Genomic DNA, 20,151 nt, shown 5'->3' with positions numbered 1-20,151 from the left:
GAAGGTAAGCATCTCGTATGGCGTCGCGGCCATCAGGCGGGATGTGCGCAATCCGGCGTCCCGCGCGCTGACGATCTGGCTCGCGGCCCAGATCAGGATATCGGCATCCCAGATCGTCGCCATGCCGTGATCGGGCATCGCTTCGACACGGATCGCCACATCGCCGGCGCGAAAGTCGATCGGCGCGATGCGCCTGGATTTGGCGAGGGAGAAGAAGGGATAGGCCATGAGGTCCTGCGCATCGCGTGGCGCGACGACGCCCGGCAGCGCCTGGAACAGGTCGAGCTGTTCGCGCTCCAATGGTTGACGTGGTCGTGCCGACATGGGGGAGATCAGCGGGCTCAGCGCCTTTCGCGCCCGGCATAGGGGATCAGGCGGGCGGCCTGAGGCTTGGCGGGCAGCACCGAGCCATGCGGATCGGATGTCGATGTCATCGCGCCGCGCTGAACCCAGAGCTGGAGGTCGTCGACTGAGTAGACGACGCGGCCGCCGAGTTTGCGGTAGGCAGGCCCGGTGCCGTAGGTACGATGTTTCTCAAGCGTACGCGCCGAGAGGCTGAGGAAATGCGCGGCTTCCGAAGTGCGCAGGTAGCGCGGCGGCAGTGGCGCGGCGTCGGCGTTCATGAGGTGTCTCCTTCCGGCCGTTGCGGTTGAACGGCGATCGAGGGCCAGGATGGAGGAGCAAGGGGACGGTGATCAGGTGTGCAATTGAGGGGCGCTATTTCGCACCGCTACGAGGCCTTCGGGAGTGGCGGCGGCGCCTCCAGCGAGCGGCGGTACGCTCAACCATCTTCGCGCCATCGTGCAGCGCATCCGGTAACAGAAACTGATCGGACGGACCGGCGCGGCGGAAGGCTTTCGCGGCATCAGGAGACGCCTCGCCCGATAGCGGGCGAGGCGTCTGCCGATTCACTCGCCGTTGCGGCGGTTGGGGCGGGACCAGATGAGGCTATGGCCCTCACCTTCCTCGTCGGCGAAGAGGTTGGCGTAGATCGGAGCGGTGAAGCTCGGATCGTCGAGCTTGAGCCCGAGATAATCGCGACCCTCGTTGGAGCGCTTGGACCAGGCGGCGCCGATCTCGGCCTTGCCGACCACCACGCGGTGGCTTGGTGCGTTCTCGCCGCTGGCGCGGGTATCGGGGACGATGCGCACGCTCTTGGCGTGGACGCTGAGGGTGACGATCTCGCCGGTGAACTCGTTCGCATTGGTCTTTTTGAAGGTGCCGATGGTAGCCATTTTCAGTCTCCGTTCTCGTTTCCGAGCCCGCACCATGCGGCCTCGATGGCGATCGTGAGGCCGAAGGCGACCGTCGCCGCATCGCTTGCGACCGCAGCGAAGCGGAGGATGGCGCAGGCGCGCGTTTCTTGGTTTCGCGAGGAATGGGCTTCGCCCAGGGGAAGAAACTCGCGACGTGCCGTTGCGGCATAGGCGGTCGAGGCTTCAGCCGTCCTTCGGCCAGATCAGCCCGTTCGAGAGGTCGTTGGTGCGCTCTGAGAAATGGCGACGGAGGCACTGGCGGCGTCGATGGCTCAGAAGCAAAGCGGAGTAGTTGGCCAGGTCTCCGAGCTACGATGGCTTGCCTACATCAAGCCTCGGCCTACCCGGAGACAAGCGCCCATGACAACGATCATGAACGTCTTATTTGGGGCCGGAGGCGGAATGGCGGCTTTCCGGCCTCGAAGCGAAAGATATCTGACGCTCAACCTGCCGCAGGTTCCTGAGTTGTCCTTGCTTTTCGCAAACGCCGTTGACGAAGTGCTCAAGCGGGAACGCGATCCGACAGAAAGCGGCGCCAGCCACCGAACGACGAGATATCAGAGGCGCCTAGCAAGCCCACGGATTCCACCAGGAAGCCTTTGGCGCTGCTGCCGTCGTCAAGCTCTATGTTGCCAATGCCCAGCGGCGGCGGGATGGCGGCCACGAAGTGGCCGAAGGCCTCGGCAGGCAGCCGCCAGACCTCTACGTCGATCGCAGTGCCGCCGCTCTCCACACGGACCAGTCCGGGCTTGGGCGTGGCCTGGCCGGCGAGTTGGTAAAGCTTGTATGAAGAGGCCGTCCTCGTCGCCCGGCAGAACCTGGCGCCGGCCTGCTTGAGCTGGCCATTGAGCGGCATTCCCGAGAGGTGAGCGCCGACCACCACCAATTCGATTGTGCCGTCTTCGGCCGAAGCGCCGACAGGCTGCACGCTCGGCTGCCCCCAGCCGGTCGCGCCGAGGGTGAGCCCGCTCGCGGCATGGAGATCGCGCGCGACGGACGCCACAAGGCCGTCCAGTCCGGCGGCCGCAAGCAGCGTCACGCTCATCGGCAGGCCGTCGTCGCGCGTGCCGGTCGGCACGGCGATGCCGCACATGTCGAGCAGATTGACGAAATTGGTGTAGGTGCCGAGCCGGCTGTTGGTCTCGACCGGATCGGCGAGCACGGCGGCGGTGGTGTAATGCGTCGGCGCGGTCGGCACGCAGAACAGGTCGACCGAGGCAATGAGCGCGGCGAGCTTGGCCCGGTAGGCCTGCAAGGCATAGAGGCCGCGGAAGGCGTCCGCCGCCGACAGCTTCCTGGCGCCCCCGATGATCCTGCTCGTCACCGGATGCATGGCGGCTTCGTTGGCTTCCATGAAATCGCGGATCGCGGCATAGCGCTCGGCCACCCAGGCGCCCTCATAGAGGAGGTTGGCGGTGGCGTAGAAGTCGCCGAACGGGATTTCGACCAGCCGGCAGCCGAGCCGCGACAGCATGGCGAGCGAGGCCTCGAAGCCGGCCTGCATCGCCGCATCGCCGAAGAATTTCCGGTCGGCTTTTGCCGGGATGCCGACGCTCGGCACAGGCGGGCGCGCGGCGAGCGGCCGGACGGCGATGTCGCGCGAATAGGGATCGGCTGCATCGCGCGCTGCCGCGACGCAGAACACTGCATAGGCGTCGTCGACGGTCAGCGCGAACACGGACACGCAGTCGAGCGTGCGGCAGGCCGGAACGACGCCGCCCGTCGACAACGCGCCGACGGTCGGCTTCAGCCCGACGATGTTGTTGAGGCCGGCCGGGATGCGGCCGGAGCCGGCGGTGTCGGTGCCAAGCGCGAAGGAGACGATACCGCGCGCCGTCGCCACCGCCGACCCGGACGAGGAGCCGCCCGGCACCAGCTCCGCGTCGATGGCGTTGCGCGGGATCGGCCAGGGCGTGCGCACACCAACGAGGCCGGTGGCGAACTGGTCGAGATTGGTCTTGCCCACGACCAGCGCGCCGGCGGCCTTGAGCCGCGCCACCACGGTGGCGTCCTTGTCGGGCCAGTAGGTGTATTGCGCGCAGGCGGCCGTCGTCGGCATGCCGGCGACGTCGATGTTGTCCTTGACGGCGAAGGGAATGCCCCACAGCGGTTTTGCCACCGGGTCGAACGGGCCGAGCGCTTCGGCCGCGGCAAGCAGATCCGCCCTGGCGGCGAGATGGATGAAGATGCCCGGATCATCAGCTGCCTCGATGCGGGCATAAATCGCCGCGATCACATCGCCAACGCCGACACCTCCACGATAGGCGGCGCGCAGGCTCGCTATGTCGAAGTGGACATCGCTCATTTCGTCTCCCCCAGAATGATCACCGGCAGGTCCCATTGGATCAGCACGACACAGCCGTCCTTCGTCCACACCGAATGCTCGGTTCCGACCGGATTGAGGATCACGCTGCCGGCAGGATAGTCGCCGTTCTCGTCGCTCTGGGTGCCTTCCAGCACGACGATGGTCTCCAGCGCGACATGGCGGTGGCGCGGCACGCCGGCGCCAGGCCGATATTTCAGGATCGCGACGGACGGCTCGACCGGCCCGCCCTGCAGCAGCCAGTGCACGCCGATGCCGTCTCGGAAAGGCTCGAACGTCAGATCGCGCCAGCCGCCGTCGAGCAGGCCGGCAAAGGCAAGATTAGGCATTGGCAATTCCCTCGAGCACCTGGTCGGTCGTCGCCGTCCAGCCGACGATGGCGCCCTGCGCCCTGATCATGGCGATCGCCGCCGCCTTGAACTCGGGAAAATAACTTTCCGTGGCGTCCTCGGCGAGCAGGCACTCATAGCCGCGATCGTTGGCCTCGCGCATCGTCGTCTGCACGCAGACTTCGGTGGTGACGCCGGCAAAGACGAGCTGCTCGGCGCCGAGCCTTTTCAGGTCATCACCGAAGGAGGTCGCATAGAAGGCGCCCTTGCCCGGCTTCTCGATGACGATCTCGCCGGGCAGCGGCGCAAGCTCGTCGAGGATCGCGGTGCCCGGCTCGCCGGCGATCAGCACGCGGCCCATCGGCCCGGCATCGCCGATACGGACCGACGGATTGCCGCGATTGCGCTTGGCCGGCGGCAGGTCGGAAAGGTCGGGCCGGTGGCACTCCATCGTGTGGATCACCGGAAGGCCGGCGGCGCGAAAGCCGTCGATCAATCGCTTCACCGTCGGCACGATCGCGGTCACCCGGCTGACGTCATTGCCGAGGCTGGCGCCGAAGCCGCCGGGCTCGGCGAAGTCGCGTTGCATGTCGATGACGACCAGCGCCATGGTCCACGGCTTGAACGCGAACGGAAATGGCTGCGCTGCGATTTCCGCCATTAGTGATGTCCCGCCATGTGCTCGCCGATAGTCTGGACACTGGCCTGCGCAATCGGCGTCTCGTAGACCAGCGCACCGTCCGACATGACGAAGATGCGGTCCGAGAGCTCGAGCAGTTCGTCGAGATCCTCCGACATCAGAAGCACGGCGGCACCGGCATTGCGCGCCTTCATGATGCGGGCGCGGATTTCGGCCACGGCCGAGAAGTCGAGGCCGAAGCACGGATTGGAGACGATCAGAAGGTCGACCTTGCCGGTGAGCTCGCGGGCAAGCACGGCGCGCTGCACATTGCCGCCCGACAGCGAGGCGATCGGCGAGGCAAGGGATGCGGTCTTGACCTTGAACTGCTCGACCAGCCTGGCGCTGAATGCCCTGATGGCGCCGGCACTGATCCAGTTCACCGGTTTGCCGTTGGCGTCGATGTCGAAAGTGCGGAAAGAAATGTTTTCGGCCACCGTCATTTTCGGCGCGCAGGCATTCTTCAGTGGCTCCTCTGGAATGAGCCGCACATTGAGAGCGCGCGCCTCGGCCCGCGTTGCCGCATAGGCGGTGCCGCGCACCATGACCTCGCCGGCATCGCGGGGGCGCTGCCCGGCCAGCACTTCGAGCAATTCCTTCTGGCCGTTGCCGGAAATGCCGGCGATGCCGACAATCTCGCCGGCACGCACGCCGAGATCCTCGATCCGGATCGACTTCAACCCGGTGCGGTCCGGCGCCTTCAGCGCCTTGACCTTGAGGACGATCTCGGCGTCCGGCCTGGGCTCGGCGCGGCTGTCGAGGACCGCGATCGGCTGGTCGCCGATCATCATCGCCGCCATGGCTTTGCGGTCGAGGTCGACGACGCGGCCAGTGCCGGTCAGCCTGCCCTTGCGCAGCACGCTGACGTCGTCGGCGAATGCCGTCACCTCATGGAACTTGTGCGAGATCATCAGCACCGTCAGGTTGCCACCCCTTGTCATGGCGCGCACCAGGCCAAGCACTTCCTGCGCCTCGCCGGGGGTGAGCACGGAGGTCGGCTCGTCCAGCACCAGGAAGGAGCGGCCGAGATAAAGCTGCTTGATGATCTCCAGCTTCTGCTTCTCGCCGGCAGCGAGCTCGGCCACCTTGACGTCGAGCGGCAGCTTGAACGGCATTCGATCCATGAACTTTGCGAGCTCGCCGCGCTCCCTGCGCCAGTCGATCACGCCGGGAACCTTCTCACGCGAAATGACCAGATTCTCGGCGCCGGTCAGCGAGGGGACAAGCGTGAAATGCTGGTAGACCATGCCGAGGCCGAGCGCCGAGGCGTCCCTGGGGCTGGCGATCGCGACCTCGCGGCCGTCGACGAGGATGTCGCCGGCGGTCGGGTGATAAAAACCCATCATGCATTTGACCAGCGTCGACTTGCCGGCGCCGTTTTCGCCAAGCAGCGCGTGGAACGATCCGGCCGGCACCTTGATGGAGACGTCGCCCAACGCCGTGAAGGCGCCGAAACGCATGGTCATGCCGATGGTCTCGACGCCGACGGCCTTGTTGCCGGTGATCGCGCTCATCCTGGTTTCCTTACGGCAGCTGGGCGACGAAGGGCGCCGAGCTCGACACCGCGCCAAAGACGCCGCCCTGCATCTTGATCATCTTGATCGCGGCAAGATGATTGCCGTAGTCGGTCGCGCCGCAGCAGTCCTCCAGCATCACGCATTCGAAGCCGCGGTCGTTGGCCTCGCGCATGGTGGTGTGCACGCAGACATCGGTGGTGATGCCTGTGAGCACGATGTTTTCGATGCCGCGCTGGTTGAGGATCAGCTCCAGGTCGGTGGCGCAGAACGAGCCCTTGCCGGGCTTGTCGATGATCGGCTCGCCCTCGGCCGGGTAGAGGTCGGGGATAATGTCCCAGCCCGGCTCTCCGCGCACCAGGATGCGCCCGCAGGGGCCGGGGTCGCCGACGCCGGCATTGATGCGGCGCGAGCGCCAACGCTTGTTGGCGGGCAGGTCGGCGAGGTCGGGGCGGTGGCCCTCGCGGGTGTGGATGATGGTGTAGCCTTTCGCGCGCATGGCCGCCAGCACCGACTTGATCGGCTCGATCGGCGCGCGCACCAGCGACAGGTCGTATCCCATATGGTCGACATAGCCGCCCGGCCCGCAGAAATCGGTCTGCATGTCGATGACGATCAACGCCGTGTTGTCGGGGCGAAGCTCGCCATTGTAAGGCCACGGATACGGGTCGGCGTCGATATAGCGCTGGGTGATTTCGGCTCTGGCGTTCATGACAAAAAACTCCAGCTATTTGGTGATCGACAATTCGCCCGGCGCGCCCGCTAGCGAGCGTGTCGGCGACGAGGTAGCGATCATGATGATGAGGGTGAGGATGCAGGGGGCGGCGTAGAACAAATAGTAGCCTTGCGTGACGCCGACCGACTGCAGCGCCGGTCCGAGCGCTCCGGCGCCGCCGAACAGAAGCGCGGCGGCAAAGCAGCCGAGCGGATTCCAGCGCGCGAAGATGACCAGCGCCACCGCCATCAGCCCCTGACCGGACGAGATGCGCTCGGTCCAGCTGCCGGGATAGTAGAGCGACAGATAGGCGCCGCCGATGCCGGCCAGAGCGCCGCCGACGCCGGTGGCGATGAGGCGCACGGTGTTCGGGTTGAGGCCCATGGCGCGCGCGGCATCGGAACTGTCGCCGACGACGCGCACGATGAGGCCGGCGCGGGTGTTGCGGAACGCCCACCACAGGACCAGCGAAAGCACCGCACCGATCAGGAACAGGACGTTAACGTCGAGTGCCGCCTGCACCTGCGGAATGTCGGACCAGGCGCCGAAGGGAATGGCCGGGAGGTTGGGCGCTTTCGGCTTGATGAACGGCTTGCCGAAGAAGAAGGCGAGCCCCGAGCCGAACAGCATCAGCGCGATGCCGATGGCGATGTCGTTGACTTTCGGGAATTTGCAGATCCAGCCATGGAACAGGCCGAAGCAAAGGCCGGCGGCCGCGGCGGCCAGCAGGCCGAGCCATGGCGAGTTGGTCATGACCGCGACTGCATATGCGGTCATGGCGCCGAAGACGAGCGTGCCTTCCAGCCCCAGATTGATGCGGCCGGAGCGCTCGGTGATGGCCTCGCCCAGCGAAACGAAGATGAAGGGCGTCGACACGCGGATCGCGCCGCCGAGGATGGCGAGCGGCACGCCCCAGAGGCCGATCCCGGTCGCATCCATCACGAGGCCCTCCGCCACAAATCGGGATTGAAGGCCTTGAAGCGGCCGTACAAGGTCTCGCTGAGCAGGATGACGATGAACAGCATGCCCTGCAGCAGCAGCACGGTGGCGTCGGGCAGGTCCATGCGGCGCTGGATCAGCCCGCCGGATGCGTCGATGCCGCCAAGCAGGATGGCAACCGGGATGATGGCCAATGGGTTGTGGCGGGCGAGGAATGCGACGAGGATGCCGGTGTAGCCATAGCCGGCGGCGAGCGAGCCGTTGGCGCTGCCTTGCACGGCTGCGACTTCCAGCATGCCGGCAAGACCGGCAAAGCCGCCCGCAAGCGCGGTAAAGCCGACGATGAGCGGTCCGACGGCCAGCCCCTGCACCTGCGCTGCCCTGACATTGCCGCCGGCGATGCGGGCGGCAAAGCCCCAGCGGGTCTTTTCGATCAGCACCCAGGAGAGCATGCAGGCGACGACGCCGACGGCAAGCCCCCAATGCACCTCCATGCCCGGAATGTTGCCGATGCGGTAAATGTCGGCGAGCGGCTGGGTCGAGGGCTTGTTGAGCGAGCCCGGGTCGCGAAGCGGCCCCTCCACCAGTTGGTTCATCAGGGCGATGGCGATGTAGGCCATCAGCAGGCTGGAAATGGTCTCGTTGACGGCCCTGTAATGGCGGAGCGCGCCGACGGCACCGATCCAGATGCCGCCGGCGGCCAGGCCCGCCACGCCCATGGCAAGAATGACGATGAAGGAAGGCGCGCCGCTCAGCGCCACGCCTATGGCAGCGGCGCTGACGCCACCGAGCACGATGGCGCCCTCGCCGCCGATGACAACGAGGCCGAGCCGCGCCGGCAGTGCCACGCACAGCGCCGCCAGCAACAGCGGTGCGGCCCGCGACAGCGAATTCTGAATGGAGAACCACGAGCCGAAGCCGCCCCGCCACATGGTCTCGTAAAGCAGGACCGGGGACTTGCCGACCAGGGCGATGAACAGGCTGAACAGCGCCATGCCGACGACAAGAGCCGCGAGCGGAATGACGAAAGCCTCCGCCCGCCGCGCGATCCATTCCAGCGCCGCCGGATATCCCCTGGCGCCGAGCAGGGCCGGCGCCTCCGCACTGCTGACCGTATCGGTCATGGTCCCCGTCTCCGCTCGCCTTCAGGCGGTCGAGCCGACGACGCCCTCGACGAGATAGTCCATGCTTTCGAGCTCGATGGCTGTCTCGACGAAGGCCTGGCCCTCCGTCGCCACGACGGCGCCCTTATTGCTCTTCAGGGGGCCCTTGATGACGGAGAAGCCGCCCTTCATCATCTCGGCCAGGGTGGCGTCGAACTGCTTGCGGGCCGGCTCGCCGACGGCGGGACCGAGCGGGCTCATCTTGACGAAGCCGTCGGCCAGTCCGCCGCGGGTGAAATTGGGCAGCGGCGTGCCGGCGATGAGGTCGTCGACGAACATCTTGTAGACCTTGGCCCAGTCCCACTCGGCCCCGGTGAGGTATTTTTCCGGCGCCAGCGGGCTCTGGTTGGCGTGGTAGCCGCAGACGAAGGCGCCGCGGCCCGCGGCCGTCTCGACCACTACTTTCGGGCTGTCGACATGGCAGGTGATGACGTCGGCGCCCTGGTCGACCAGCGCGTTGGTGGCTTCCGCTTCCTTCACCGCCAGCGACCATTCGCCGGTGAAGATGACCTGGCAGGTGATCGACGGATCGACCGAGCGCGCGCCGAGCAGGAAGGAGTTGATGTTGAGCAGCACCTGCGGAATGGGCTTGGCGGCGACGAAACCGAGCTTCTTCGACTTCGATGTGTGGCCGGCGACGACGCCGTTCAGGTACTGGCCCATGCCGATATAGCCGAAATAGGAGCCGGCATTCATCGGGTGCTTGGCCTTGTCCCACATGCCGCCGCAATGGCGAAACTGCACGTCGGGGAATTTCGCGCACATGGCCAGCATGTGCGGATCGAAATAGCCGAAGGAGGTTGGGAAGATCAGCGAAGCGCCGTCGAGGTTGATCATCGATTCCATCGTCTTCTGGACGTCGACCGTCTCGGGAACGTTTTCCTCCTCGACGACGGAGATGCCTTCGATGCCCTTCAGCGAGGCCGCCCCCTCGGCATGCGCCTGGTTGTAGCCATAGTCGTCCTTCGGGCCGACATAGATGAAGCCGACAGTGGCGGCGGCGGCGAAGGCACGGCTGATCGGAAAGGATGCCGAGGCGAGGCCGAGCGCGGCTCCCGCGGCTGAGGTCTTGAGCAGTTGGCGGCGGTTAAGCATGAATCTGTCGGTCATAGTGAATGCTCCCCTTTGGGACCCTTTTCCGGGTCGGTTAACATGCCGTCCAAGAAAGTGCATGCAACCGCCGTGCCAGTTCCTTTTTCTGATTTTCCGCAATAAAATCAACGAACAAGTTTAGAAGGCCTGCATAAACCAAAGGCAAGTGCATGCACTTATTGCCTGAAAACTGGCCAATTTGACATCGAGGTTAAAATCTAGCCATACAGGGATGCGGCCTTGAGTCGAAACAGCCCGTGGGCCGTGCACGTTGCGGGCGCCTGCAATAAGCTGGACGGAGGAGACGTGTCGGGAAAGCGCGGCTTGGTCAGGTCGGGGACGACCGTGGATCAGATGGTGCGGGCGATCGCCGACCGCATCGTCACCGGCTATCTGCGTCCCGGTGAAAGGCTCGACGAGGGTTCGCTTGCCGCCCGCTTCGACGTTTCGCGCACGCCAGTCCGGGAGGCGCTGGGCCAGTTGAGCGCAATCGGACTGGTCGAGAGGCGGCCCAACCGGGGCGCCATCGTCGCCATGGTCACGCAGGAGTATCTCGCCTCGATGTTCGAAAGCATGGCCGAGCTGGAGGCAATCTGCGCCCGCTTTTCTGCCGAGCGGATGACCGGCGCCGAGCGCCGCTCGCTGGAGCTCGAGCATCAGGCATCGGCGCGCCTGGTGCAGCTCGGTGCGGAGGAGGACTACGAGTATTTCAACACCGAGTTCCACAACAGGCTCTATCGGGGCGCCCACAACACGCATATCCATGATTTGACCGTGGCGACCCGCAACCGACTTGCCCCGTTCCGGCGCGCACAGTTCATGCTGCCAGGCCGACTGGCCAAGTCCTGGCAGGAGCATGATGCGATCGTCACCGCGATCATGCGCGGTGACGCGGCAGCCGCCGGCAAGGCCGCCCGAGATCATGTTTCAATCGTCAGCGAGGCGAGCGCGGTGTTTGCGGCCGATGATCGCAAGCCAGCTCGGCGGGATGTGGCCTGAAATTGCGAGCAGTCCGGATACTCGCAGACGATGTCTGTTTCCAAGCCTGCGAAGCTTGGTCCCAAGGGGAAAATGGGGCGCAAAAGCGGCATTCCCTTCGAAATCGTAAGCCTACGCTTTTAGGCGAGCCAATAAGTGAGTTGGCCGGCATCGCCGCCCTTTCAGGTCGGACGCCGCCGCGCGCGGAGCAATTGGCGATAGCCGCGCTCGACCATCTTCAAGCCGTCGCGCACCAAGCGATGCATCTGATATCGGAAAGCCGAGTCGTGCCAGTCGGCGGCGCTGACCAGCCGTCGCCCGAACAAAGCGGTCGCGACCTCGAAATGGGATGCCTGCTCTTCCCGGCCGTCGAGGCATCGCAGCATGTGGCCAAGGCGCCGCCGCTGGGCCGCAGTCAAGCGGGTGTCGGGAAGGTGCTGCCTGTGGATCGAGCGGATGAACCGTTCGATGGCTTGGAGACGGTCGTGCGCCATATCGTCCAGCGGTATGATGGCGGCGAGCGGTTCGCCTGGCTTGGCGTCGCCGAGAAGCGCCAGTTGCGTGCCGCCCGGTGATGAGCGCATGTGAGTGCCGACGTCGTCACGCCGGCCCGCGGCCAGCGGTACGTCGAAAGCGCTGCTCTCCCGCGGTTGCAGATCCGGCGGAACCTCGACAAGGTTCACGACGCCAGGGTTGATCTCCGATGCCCAATAGACGGGCTGCTCGACCGCGGACTGGTCAGGCCGGGCAGCGAAACTGCAAACCCCAGCGCTTGCGTAATGCGCGCATCGCCCTAGCCGAGCGGGAGGTTGCGAAGTCCTGCTGATATTGCGGATTGCGTCGCAGGAATTCCCAGGCAATCTCATCGGCGGCGGCGCCGTTGATAAACGCATATGCCTGTGGGTCACGCCACTGCGATGTATCCGGCTTCATCCGCATCCTTCCCTTCTCAAGGATTTGATAGGGAGATGCGGCGTTAAGCGAAATCCTTGGATTCCGTCATTGACGAACGGACGAGGAGAGAACCCGGCGGCGAGCGATCAGACCGGGACGTCAGCGAGGGCTATTGGCTTGCGCCGTGCAGTGTTTTGAATGTGTTCGTCCAGACACGATAGGCCTCGTCATCACCTTGGCTCCACGCGCTGAAGGCGCGCCAGGCCGCGAAAGACGAGGCGGGCTGCTCTAACAGCGAGCCGATCGATTGGTCGCCGGCGGGCCAGCCGGCCGGCTTGTCGCATATCGCGTCATGAGTGAGACGCCGCAGGTCGGCCAATGCAGAGCGGATCTGCGGAAGCGGAAATTCGAAAAGATCGGTGTTGTCCTTCGCTTCCCGAACCACGATCGCAAGCTTGGCGATCACCCCTGCAAACGATTGTGCCGGCGTCGCGGCAATCTCAGCCAACAGGGCGTCGGCCTTGTCCGCGGCATTCTCTTCCCGGCCATCGAGATCGTCGCAGTCGGCGCTAGCGCCCTCGCCACGCCCAATAACTGCGCCGGTGGGCAAGAGTGCGCCGCGCCCCAAGAGGCTGTCCTCCTCCTGCTGCCGGACACAGGAAGCCAGCATCCCAACATGGGCGTCGATCCAAGCAAGGCACAGGAGAAGTGCGGGATCGGGTGACAACGGAGCTTCGGCTGAAGAGCCGGCACGCTCTTGGGCCAACGGAGATGGCCTCTCCCGTCCCAGCGTGACGGAAGGCAAAGTCGTGGTATTGTCGGAATCAGCCATGATCCGAGCTTCCACACAGCTTGGCTTTGGTCAGGTCGGGCAAGGTGTTCCTGCACCCTGCTCGACCGTTTCACCGCCGCCCATGACCTGGAGATGATCTCTCCTGGGTTGCAGGCGGTGGCAACTAGCGGTGATTTAAGTGAACGCAGGCAAAAAATCAAGCCCTATGGCATCAAATGATACTTTTGGTATAGATGAACTTACAAGCGGACAAATTCGAGCCGCACGTGCTTTGCTTCAATGGGATCAGAAAACGCTTGCGGAACGGTCCAAGGTCTCACTCGCTACGATCAAACGACTAGAGCCTCTAACCGGTCCAATAAGTGCAAACAGGGTGACCATTGACGCGTTGCGACGCGCACTCGAATCCGCAGGCGTTCAGTTCATCCCGGAGAATGGTGGTGGTGCGGGCGTCCGGCTCGCCAGCCGTTCTGATTAATCGTAGTAAGGTTCGCAGTCAGCATCAGAGGACGCCTCGCCCGGTATCGGGCGAGGCGTCTGCCGATTCACTGACCGTTGCGGCGGTTGGGGCGGGCGTCGTGGTCGGCAAGGCCGAGATCGGCGCGGCCTGAAGGAGAGCAGTGCCCGTCAGATACAGGACCAAGCGGGACGAACATGGAATCTGCTCACCACCCTGCACTACAAAGGGTCAGGGCGCGTCCCATGGCGCCGCGCTCCTCAAGAAGGTGAGTTCTCCTCCTGCTACATCGGCGTTAGCTTCTACCGCGAGGCCGGTGGCCAGCAGCTTTTTACGAGCGCTACTCAAATGTTCGATGAGCGAGGCAGGGGGTTCATTCTCAAAGGAAAGGGCGCACAAACCGAGAGCCGGGGAAGGCATCCTTACCTCACGCGAGACGATGCAAAGTCGCTCATTGCCGACGCGCTGGCTGCGTACAAAAAGGCGATTATCTGGTTGACAAACCCAAAGTGATTGCGTGGGGTGAGGACATAGGAGATTTCCATGTCCGTTCTGTCCCGCGCCGAATTCCATGACGAAGCTAAGGCTTTCGAGCATGTCGAATCCATACTGTGGCCGAACGGTCCGGTTTGCCCCAAGTGCGGTAGCGTTGATCGCCACTACGCATTGAAGGGCGTTCGCACCAAGCCTTCCAAGAAGAACCCGAACGGTGTCGAGCGTCACGGCCTGTACAAGTGCAGCGCATGCCGTTCGCAGTTCACCATCCGCATGGGCACGATCTTCGAGGAAAGCCATCTGCCGCTCACCAAGTGGCTACAGGCCATCCACCTTATGTGCGCCTCAAAGAAGGGTATCAGCGCTCACCAGATGCACCGCATACTCGAATGCACCTATGAGGCAGCTTGGTTCCTGTGCCACCGCATTCGCCTTGGAATGGCGTCTGGCGAACTTTCCCCGATGGGCGGCAATGGCAAGACCGTCGAAGTTGACGAAACCTACGTTGGACGCCTTGCCAATACTACGGTGAAGCGCGGCGGCGGCGCACACAAGAACACTGTCGTTACGCTTGTCGAGCGTGGTGGCCGCGCCCGTTCGTTCCATGTCGATACCGCCCGCATTGGAACCGTCATGCCTATCGTTCGCGCCAACATCGCCCGCGAAAGCGCAATCATGACGGACGAGAGCGGTATCTATCGCCGCGTGGGCCAGGAATTCGCCTCGCGCGCTGGACCGTCCGTCGAAATGAAAAACGTGCCAGACTCATCATCGGGCACGTTTTCGCAAATCACCGGAGAACCTGCCAGTTCTCCTTTCGAGACCAAGGACCAGAATACCGGCTCTTGGTGAACTACCGCTTGACCGGCGGCCAGACTCGGCACTGAACAGTTGCCGAGAGACTGGAGCTACCCATGCTCCACTTACCGCGCGCGGCGAGCTATTCCCAACCGCGCCTCATAAGATAGAGTTTGGGCGGGGAGTACTCCCCGCCCATTCGTTTAGCATACGCACGAATCGGAGTCTATATTCCTATGTCTAAACCAGCGGACAAGCCGCAGATTGAGAAGTTCCGCGATGCGGCGCGCGAACTGAAAACCGACCAGTCCGACGAAACCTTTGAGAAGGCGATTGACAAGATCGCCCACGCGCCCAAGCTCACCAACGAGCAGATAAAGGAACTGGCGCGCCGGACGCGCGACAAGGCCAAGGGCTAAGGCAATTCACCCTTCGTTCGCGATATGAGCGCAAGCTAACGTAAGGTCATGCCGGTACAGCGTCGGCCGCCTACTGGTGACTTTCGCTCTGCACTATCCATTCCACCAAGTCGGGATCGACAGTCGATGAGCCGGTATACGTAGCAATCAGCTGCGCGGCCAATTCTCGCCACTTGCTCTCCGGCGTGCTCTCGTCCTTCACGGCCTTACGGAAGGCCGCCCGCAGGATGTCGGCATCGAATGGAGATGGGCCGTGTTTCGCCATTGCCCCCTCATGAATCGCGGGGCGGAAACCATCCCCCGCGAATGAGCGATTTATATCCCTACACGATGCACTAATGGCTAGGGTCGTTCCTCGCCCCTTCGCCTTCCTCCGCTTCCTCAAGAGCCTTGAGTAGCGAGACGAAGTTAAGCGGCAACACCGGATCGATTTCCAGCCCTAAAAGCTTGTGTAATGCGCGGCGGTTTTGCTCGTCTCGGATCATCGAGCGGATGGCTTCGCCGCTAGCCTTTTGTGCCATGAGATTTCGTCCCCGAATCGGATTCCAACTCCCGTTAGCCAGGAAAGGTTCCAATCCAGTCGAAAGTTTTGGCTGTGCAGGCCTGTCGAGGACCATATTCCTATTTCACTTAGCCCAAGCTAACGCAAGGTCATGCTGATGCGGCTTGCATGCTCCAAAAGTCCCGGCGCCGACCCCTCAGCGCCGGGGCTTTTTCGTTGTTAAGACCGTGTGACGTTATTCAGACCTAGGCGCATGCGCTGTCCTTCCGCGTAGGATAGCGCATATTCTTCCACTTCAAATGATCGGGTGAGTTCTTGGTCGTTTTCGATGACGCGGACGAGCCATTCGCCAGAGACTTCCGCCAGTTCGACCCGCGCGGCCGGGCTGCGGAATAGAACCACGTTATCCATCGCAGTGCCTCCCCAGAGAGCAAGGGTAACGTCGATTTTCATAATTCCGTCGAGATCGGTTTTTCAAGGCGGATTCGATTGTACGTTTTCATACCAAGAGATAGCTTGGCGGCCTGTCCTGATTATATTCCTATTTCACTTTGGGTTTGTCAACCGGATAATCGCCATGTGAAAAGGGCGTACAAGGTGGAGGCACCGAAATGTCCGAAAGCGCAAACAAGTCAGTTCGGTGCTGGAGCAGGTTCGTGGCCCTGAGACCGGTTCAACAGGGGCGGCCGAAGGAGCATCAGCATAGCGCCGCCGTAAGGCGGGATGCGGGACCGACAGCCCCCGGCGAAGGGCGCCATATGATGACGACCAGTCCGGTTCCAGCGATACTGGTTTCGATGTGATCGATACCAAATGAAATCGGGTGAGAAATGCCGCGGAATCGTGCGTCGCGAAGCCAATTTCTGGATGCTGATGGCATCTAAAAGCCAAATACGATAGCCTCAACTCACCCATTGCAGCGAAGCCGGAACTGGCAGCTGGATGAGCGGGGGGAAAGGCGGTAGCGCTCTCCCGCTACCATTTCCCTACATTTTGGCTTTCGCGCACGCGGTCAACCCTTGCGTTCCTGCAGAATGTTGCCGCCGTCCACGACGAGAACGGCGCCGTTGACATAACTGGCTGCGTCGGATGCCAGGAACAGCACGGCGGCCGCGACTTCCGCGGGGTTGCCGGCGCGGCCTAGCGGCGTGTTCCGGGCAGCGACAAGTTCCTCCGGCGTCGAGGCGCCCGTCGCGATCCACCCCGGTGCCACGGCATTGACGGTGACGCCGCTGCGGCCGACCTCCAGGGCAAGCGCATGCGTCAGGCCGACCATGCCGGCCTTGGCAGCGGAATAGGCGACCTCGCCTTCATTGGATACGTAAGGCCCCGTCACCGAGGCCATGTTGACGACGCGCCCATGGCCGCGCTGCACCATGCCGGCCAGAAATCCGCGCGTGCTCAAAAAGGCGGTTTTCAGGCTGACATCGATGCCGCGGTCCCATTCGCTTTCGCTGAGATCGAGAAACCGCCGCTGCAACGCCGGCTGGGCGACGGTGCCCATCCCGGCATTGTTGACGAGGATGTCGATTTCGCCGGTTTCGGCACGTAACCGCTCGACATCGCCGGAGAGCGTCAGGTCGGCCATGAAAGCGCGGACATCGAGCCCCTCCCCCCGCAGTTCCGCCGCTCGTTGCTCGACGCGTGCGGACGAAGCGGTGATGGTGACCGAAAGACCGGCCTCGCCCAGCGCACGCGCGATCGCGATACCGATGCCGTCGGCGGCGCCCGCGCCGGTCACCAGCGCCTTGCGGGATTTGCGAAACACGACCATTTGCCCTCCAGGATAAAGGTGCCGACATGCCGGCGCGACCAATCACACCCGCGATGAACCGCAACGGTTCAATAACCGGCGGTGACGCCGAAATCGATCGAAAGCGCGGCCCCGGTGATCGGCGCCGCGCCCGGCTGGCAAAGATAGTGGATGAAGGAAGCAATCTCCTCCACCTGGATGAACCTTGCTCTGTCCCCTTGCGGATAGTGCCCGAGAAGCCGGCGCTTGTAGCCGTCGGGGTCGTCTGCGCCATAGGTTTTGGCTTGATATTCGATCATCGGCGTTGCCGTGTCGCCGGGGCAGACGGCATTGACCCTGATGCCGTGCGGGGCGAGCTCCAGCGCGAGAGCCTTGGTCAAAAGCACCAGCCCGCCCTTCGAGGCGCAATAGACGGCCGCCCCATTGTTGCCGACGATGCCGGCGTCGGAGGCAATGTTGACGATCACGCCTTGCGCGGCCGACAGATGCGGAATGGCGGCTGAGACCAGGAAGAACGCGCCTTTGAGATTGACGTCCAGCACCAGGTCCCACTGCTCCTCCTCGACCTCGCTTGCCGGCCCCTCCAGCCAGACTCCTGCGGCGTTGACGAGGATGTCGATGGCACCGCCCCATTCCCTGGCCTTGGCCACCGCGTCGCGGCAGGCGGCGACGGAGCGGATGTCGAGCGGCAAACCGATCGCGTCCGCCCCGGTCGCGGCAATCTTCGCAACGGCGGCGTCGAGCTTGGGGCCGGCAAGATCGGCGAGCGCGATCCGCTCGCCGTCAGTTGCGAAACGCAGCCCGGTCGCCAGCCCCATTCCCCCGGCGCCGCCGGCGATGAGGATCGTCCTGCCAGCCATTCGATAACCTCCACGCAACGCAGCCCGGCAAAGGCAACCACGTCATCGGGCCATGTCGCATGGACCAGTCAGGCAAAACAATGATCTCAGCGCGCCGTGCCGCGCGCGATCATCCCAGCTCGAGCGTCGTGACGCCGAAAACCGTCGAGGGGGCGTTGCCGGGCTTGCCGCCCTTGTACATGCGTGTCGTCGTAAAGCCCGGAACCAAGCCAGAGGCTTGAAGCATGGCGGTGAATTGAACCTGGCCGGCCGGCACGTCGATATGCAATTCCTCGCCGGCCGTTGCGTCCGAGAGGTCCGCCACCATCGCCAGGGCCACGTCCGTCGCGTCGGCGAACAGCGGCCCGACCTTGAAACCCTCCCGGCATCGGCGCGCCACGCCGTAACCGGCGATAGCGTCGGATCCGGCTGAGAGCAGCGCAATCCGCGGCTGCCGTAGCCACTCGCCAAGGAAGGCCTCGCGCGGCGCCGGGAAGCACTGGCGATCATAGGCGAACAGCCCGGCCATGTCGGCAACCGTCACCGGCCGCATGTCGCCACCGCCGGGCAAGCCGGCGGGGCGGCCGCTGTGGCGGACGGTCTCATAGGCTGGCACGAAGCCCATGCGCTGGTAGTTGGCCCGCTGCTCGACTACCCCGTCGAGACCGATGATGCGGTTGCCGAGGCGCGCCATGCCCGCGTCCCTGACCGCTTTGCCATGGCCTTCTCCACGCCGGTCGGGCCGGCATATGTAGAGGCCGATGAAGCCGAAGCCCAAGCCGTATGCGACAGCCGAAATGCCGGCCACCATCTCGCCCCCGGCAAAGGCGCCGATGAATCCATCCGGATCGGCCGCCCGAAACGCCGTGGCATCGTCTATGCCCGGATTCCAGCCCTCCCTCGCCGCCCAGTCGACAAGCGTTTCCACTTCGCTGGCGGTCAGGGTCCGGATTGTTCTCGGCATCGTTTCACTCTGTGGCATTGGCTGCGCCATGGCCGGCCATCAACCGTCACGATAGGCCGCCGGCCGCGGGCTGCAAAGGCCGCGCGGTATCGGCCGACGCCAGCCGCCCCCCGCGGCCCCGATGGCGCGGAACCTGTGCCTGCTTGGCGGGACTCGTCGATTCAACGCAGGGCCGCGGCCCGACTATTGTCGGGACGGCTTTCCCGAACCGGTGCAAAGAGTTAGCAAGGAATGCACCACTTATTCGATCGTTGTTCCAATAGGCAACTGGACACAATCGGCGAAGACTGGGAATCTTCATTTGTCGTTGCTTGGAATCGCATGGAGTGCCGCAGGAAATGCCGCTGAGTGCCGCAGAGATCGCCCGTCATCCAGCAGCGCTTCGCGGTGTCCAGGAACAGGCCAAGGCGCTCATCCATATTTACGAAACGAGCCCGCGGCTGGCCGCCGTGTTTGCCACCCAGCAGCGCTGGCTGCTCGGCCATGTCGGCCTGGCGCTGCATTTCCGGCGCGATCCCGAAGACCGCCGCACCGAAATGACGATGGCACGTTTCATCGATGTCGTACGCCGCAATTCGGTGGCCAGCCGCAACACCGCCGAGGCGTTCGTCAAGGAGATGCTGCACTACGACATCGCCGAATATATTTCGGCCAGCGGCGATGGCCGCGCCCACCCCATGCGGGTCACGGCGGGCACCATCGAGACCTTCACCGGCTGGATTTACGCGCATCTGACGACGCTCGACCGCATAGACGGCGGAACCCGGCTGGCGGCCTTCCTCGAGCGGCCCGAAATGCTGCCTGTCTTGCAGCCGCTGATCGCCGACGGATTGCTCGCCAGCGACGGCGTGCGGGAGCCCGGACAGACTTTTTCGTTATTTATCTGGCTGAACAACGGCGGTATCGTCATGGACTGGCTGATGTGCGGCATCGATCCGGAGGACGTCCATCTCGACAAGATACCGACCGGCGTCATCTCGGTCAGCGAATTCGCGCACTGGCTGAAGCTCTCACGCACCCATCTGGCGCGCAAACTCCATGATGCCGAGGCGCTCGGCAGCATCGGCTGGGTCGGCCAGCGCGGTCATTCCGTGATGTGGGTTTCGAGGGCTTTCTTCGACGAGTACATGGCCGTCCAGGCAGCCAAGCTCGCCGTCGTCGACGAGGCGTTCGAAGCCTGTATCTCAGCTCCGCAACGCCGCTGACAGCCGGAGATCGGCGCAACTCGCGCAAAACCGGCCCGCTACTG

At 64.0% G+C, this 20,151-nt stretch carries 23 protein-coding genes and 1 pseudogene; 4 read left to right on the top strand and 20 right to left on the bottom strand.

What is annotated here, in order from left to right; translation table 11 throughout:
• The 11 genes from FJW07_RS29105 to FJW07_RS29055 all read right to left on the bottom strand — a co-directional run.
• A partial coding sequence (locus FJW07_RS29105; protein ID WP_181182747.1) for a replication initiator protein A occupies positions 1-324 on the bottom strand: 324 nt, incomplete at its 3' end.
• Positions 325-341: 17 nt separating this feature from the next.
• Positions 342-623, bottom strand: a complete 282-nt coding sequence (locus tag FJW07_RS29100) for a helix-turn-helix domain-containing protein (RefSeq protein WP_140784838.1) — start codon at positions 621-623, stop codon at positions 342-344.
• A 285-nt stretch (positions 624-908) separates the two neighbouring features.
• Positions 909-1,235, bottom strand: a complete 327-nt coding sequence (locus tag FJW07_RS29095) for a DUF736 domain-containing protein (protein WP_181182746.1) — start codon at positions 1,233-1,235, stop codon at positions 909-911.
• A gap of 523 nt (positions 1,236-1,758) precedes the next feature.
• Entirely contained in the window at positions 1,759-3,561 is a 1,803-nt protein-coding gene (gene atzF / locus FJW07_RS29090) for an allophanate hydrolase (protein WP_140859630.1), read from the bottom strand.
• Positions 3,558-3,908: a cupin domain-containing protein gene (locus tag FJW07_RS29085; protein WP_140655608.1), complete on the bottom strand. Its 351-nt coding sequence runs from the start codon at positions 3,906-3,908 to the stop codon at positions 3,558-3,560. The genes atzF and FJW07_RS29085 overlap by 4 nt, the downstream gene beginning before the upstream one ends.
• Complete coding sequence (locus FJW07_RS29080) at positions 3,901-4,569, bottom strand: isochorismatase family cysteine hydrolase (protein ID WP_140859629.1); 669 nt, start codon at positions 4,567-4,569, stop codon at positions 3,901-3,903. Before FJW07_RS29080 ends, FJW07_RS29085 begins: the two co-directional genes overlap by 8 nt.
• On the bottom strand, positions 4,569-6,101 hold the full coding sequence (locus FJW07_RS29075) for an ABC transporter ATP-binding protein (RefSeq protein WP_140859628.1): 1,533 nt from the start codon (positions 6,099-6,101) through the stop codon (positions 4,569-4,571). Before FJW07_RS29075 ends, FJW07_RS29080 begins: the two co-directional genes overlap by 1 nt.
• A 10-nt stretch (positions 6,102-6,111) precedes the next feature.
• Positions 6,112-6,813 carry an isochorismatase family cysteine hydrolase gene (locus FJW07_RS29070; RefSeq protein ID WP_140859627.1) on the bottom strand — a complete coding sequence of 234 codons (702 nt, stop codon included), beginning with the start codon at positions 6,811-6,813 and terminating at the stop codon, positions 6,112-6,114.
• A gap of 15 nt (positions 6,814-6,828) precedes the next feature.
• Positions 6,829-7,755 (bottom strand): ABC transporter permease, encoded by a 927-nt coding sequence (locus tag FJW07_RS29065; protein ID WP_140859626.1) that lies wholly within the window; start codon positions 7,753-7,755, stop codon positions 6,829-6,831.
• Complete coding sequence (locus FJW07_RS29060) at positions 7,755-8,879, bottom strand: ABC transporter permease (protein WP_140655594.1); 1,125 nt, start codon at positions 8,877-8,879, stop codon at positions 7,755-7,757. Before FJW07_RS29060 ends, FJW07_RS29065 begins: the two co-directional genes overlap by 1 nt.
• Before the next feature lie 21 nt (positions 8,880-8,900).
• The gene (locus FJW07_RS29055; protein ID WP_140859625.1) at positions 8,901-10,028 is read right to left on the bottom strand and encodes a BMP family ABC transporter substrate-binding protein; all 1,128 of its coding nucleotides are present in this window, start codon (positions 10,026-10,028) and stop codon (positions 8,901-8,903) included.
• Between the two features lie 336 nt (positions 10,029-10,364).
• Between FJW07_RS29055 and FJW07_RS29050 the strand changes: the two genes are divergently transcribed.
• A complete protein-coding gene (locus FJW07_RS29050; protein ID WP_181182094.1) occupies positions 10,365-11,009 on the top strand; it encodes a GntR family transcriptional regulator in 645 nt (214 codons plus the stop codon).
• Positions 11,010-11,170: 161 nt separating this feature from the next.
• Here the strand turns inward: FJW07_RS29050 and FJW07_RS29045 are convergent, their stop codons facing one another.
• From FJW07_RS29045 to FJW07_RS29035, 3 genes are all read right to left on the bottom strand, one after another.
• Positions 11,171-11,671 carry a DUF2285 domain-containing protein gene (locus FJW07_RS29045; protein WP_140859624.1) on the bottom strand — a complete coding sequence of 167 codons (501 nt, stop codon included), beginning with the start codon at positions 11,669-11,671 and terminating at the stop codon, positions 11,171-11,173.
• Positions 11,672-11,726: 55 nt separating this feature from the next.
• Positions 11,727-11,921: a DUF6499 domain-containing protein gene (locus FJW07_RS29040; protein ID WP_140655585.1), complete on the bottom strand. Its 195-nt coding sequence runs from the start codon at positions 11,919-11,921 to the stop codon at positions 11,727-11,729.
• Positions 11,922-12,051: 130 nt separating this feature from the next.
• Positions 12,052-12,714, bottom strand: a complete 663-nt coding sequence (locus tag FJW07_RS29035; protein WP_246680895.1) for a hypothetical protein — start codon at positions 12,712-12,714, stop codon at positions 12,052-12,054.
• Between the two features lie 961 nt (positions 12,715-13,675).
• Here FJW07_RS29035 and FJW07_RS29020 point away from each other — a divergent pair.
• Positions 13,676-14,353: pseudogene (locus FJW07_RS29020) on the top strand (IS1595 family transposase); the annotation flags it as partial.
• A 308-nt stretch (positions 14,354-14,661) separates the two neighbouring features.
• Positions 14,662-14,844, top strand: coding sequence for a hypothetical protein (locus FJW07_RS29015; RefSeq protein ID WP_140859623.1), 183 nt, complete (start codon positions 14,662-14,664; stop codon positions 14,842-14,844).
• Between the two features lie 70 nt (positions 14,845-14,914).
• On the opposite strand, the gene FJW07_RS29010 is transcribed toward FJW07_RS29015, so the two are convergent.
• The 6 genes from FJW07_RS29010 to FJW07_RS28985 form a co-directional block, all read right to left on the bottom strand.
• Entirely contained in the window at positions 14,915-15,109 is a 195-nt protein-coding gene (locus tag FJW07_RS29010; RefSeq protein WP_140859622.1) for a hypothetical protein, read from the bottom strand.
• Positions 15,110-15,179: 70 nt separating this feature from the next.
• A complete protein-coding gene (locus FJW07_RS29005; protein ID WP_140859621.1) occupies positions 15,180-15,365 on the bottom strand; it encodes a hypothetical protein in 186 nt (61 codons plus the stop codon).
• A 200-nt stretch (positions 15,366-15,565) separates the two neighbouring features.
• Entirely contained in the window at positions 15,566-15,799 is a 234-nt protein-coding gene (locus FJW07_RS29000) for a hypothetical protein (RefSeq protein ID WP_246680894.1), read from the bottom strand.
• Between the two features lie 559 nt (positions 15,800-16,358).
• Positions 16,359-17,114, bottom strand: a complete 756-nt coding sequence (locus FJW07_RS28995; RefSeq protein WP_246680893.1) for an SDR family NAD(P)-dependent oxidoreductase — start codon at positions 17,112-17,114, stop codon at positions 16,359-16,361.
• 74 nt (positions 17,115-17,188) lie between these two features.
• Positions 17,189-17,959 carry an SDR family oxidoreductase gene (locus tag FJW07_RS28990; RefSeq protein ID WP_140859619.1) on the bottom strand — a complete coding sequence of 257 codons (771 nt, stop codon included), beginning with the start codon at positions 17,957-17,959 and terminating at the stop codon, positions 17,189-17,191.
• A 109-nt stretch (positions 17,960-18,068) separates the two neighbouring features.
• Entirely contained in the window at positions 18,069-18,902 is an 834-nt protein-coding gene (locus FJW07_RS28985) for a GNAT family N-acetyltransferase (protein WP_140859618.1), read from the bottom strand.
• 338 nt (positions 18,903-19,240) lie between these two features.
• Here FJW07_RS28985 and FJW07_RS28980 point away from each other — a divergent pair, with 338 nt between their 5' ends.
• Positions 19,241-20,107, top strand: a complete 867-nt coding sequence (locus tag FJW07_RS28980; RefSeq protein ID WP_140859617.1) for a hypothetical protein — start codon at positions 19,241-19,243, stop codon at positions 20,105-20,107.
• Positions 20,108-20,151: the final 44 nt, after the last annotated feature.

This window comes from Mesorhizobium sp. B3-1-9, assembly GCF_006439595.1.
In the GTDB taxonomy this organism is placed as follows: domain Bacteria; phylum Pseudomonadota; class Alphaproteobacteria; order Rhizobiales; family Rhizobiaceae; genus Mesorhizobium.
This window is presented reverse-complemented; position numbering and strand designations above follow the sequence as displayed.

Coding starts and splice junctions, on each gene's coding strand:
- FJW07_RS29100 (WP_140784838.1), bottom strand. CDS start 623: ATGAACGCCGACGCCGCGCCACTGCCGCCGCGCTACCTGCGCACTTCG.
- FJW07_RS29095 (WP_181182746.1), bottom strand. CDS start 1,235: ATGGCTACCATCGGCACCTTCAAAAAGACCAATGCGAACGAGTTCACC.
- atzF (WP_140859630.1), bottom strand. CDS start 3,561: ATGAGCGATGTCCACTTCGACATAGCGAGCCTGCGCGCCGCCTATCGT.
- FJW07_RS29085 (WP_140655608.1), bottom strand. CDS start 3,908: ATGCCTAATCTTGCCTTTGCCGGCCTGCTCGACGGCGGCTGGCGCGAT.
- FJW07_RS29080 (WP_140859629.1), bottom strand. CDS start 4,569: ATGGCGGAAATCGCAGCGCAGCCATTTCCGTTCGCGTTCAAGCCGTGG.
- FJW07_RS29075 (WP_140859628.1), bottom strand. CDS start 6,101: ATGAGCGCGATCACCGGCAACAAGGCCGTCGGCGTCGAGACCATCGGC.
- FJW07_RS29070 (WP_140859627.1), bottom strand. CDS start 6,813: ATGAACGCCAGAGCCGAAATCACCCAGCGCTATATCGACGCCGACCCG.
- FJW07_RS29065 (WP_140859626.1), bottom strand. CDS start 7,755: ATGGATGCGACCGGGATCGGCCTCTGGGGCGTGCCGCTCGCCATCCTC.
- FJW07_RS29060 (WP_140655594.1), bottom strand. CDS start 8,879: ATGACCGATACGGTCAGCAGTGCGGAGGCGCCGGCCCTGCTCGGCGCC.
- FJW07_RS29055 (WP_140859625.1), bottom strand. CDS start 10,028: ATGACCGACAGATTCATGCTTAACCGCCGCCAACTGCTCAAGACCTCA.
- FJW07_RS29050 (WP_181182094.1), top strand. CDS start 10,365: ATGGTGCGGGCGATCGCCGACCGCATCGTCACCGGCTATCTGCGTCCC.
- FJW07_RS29040 (WP_140655585.1), bottom strand. CDS start 11,921: ATGAAGCCGGATACATCGCAGTGGCGTGACCCACAGGCATATGCGTTT.
- FJW07_RS29035 (WP_246680895.1), bottom strand. CDS start 12,714: ATGGCTGATTCCGACAATACCACGACTTTGCCTTCCGTCACGCTGGGA.
- FJW07_RS29015 (WP_140859623.1), top strand. CDS start 14,662: ATGTCTAAACCAGCGGACAAGCCGCAGATTGAGAAGTTCCGCGATGCG.
- FJW07_RS29010 (WP_140859622.1), bottom strand. CDS start 15,109: ATGGCGAAACACGGCCCATCTCCATTCGATGCCGACATCCTGCGGGCG.
- FJW07_RS29005 (WP_140859621.1), bottom strand. CDS start 15,365: ATGGCACAAAAGGCTAGCGGCGAAGCCATCCGCTCGATGATCCGAGAC.
- FJW07_RS29000 (WP_246680894.1), bottom strand. CDS start 15,799: ATGAAAATCGACGTTACCCTTGCTCTCTGGGGAGGCACTGCGATGGAT.
- FJW07_RS28990 (WP_140859619.1), bottom strand. CDS start 17,959: ATGGCTGGCAGGACGATCCTCATCGCCGGCGGCGCCGGGGGAATGGGG.
- FJW07_RS28985 (WP_140859618.1), bottom strand. CDS start 18,902: ATGCCGAGAACAATCCGGACCCTGACCGCCAGCGAAGTGGAAACGCTT.
- FJW07_RS28980 (WP_140859617.1), top strand. CDS start 19,241: ATGCCGCTGAGTGCCGCAGAGATCGCCCGTCATCCAGCAGCGCTTCGC.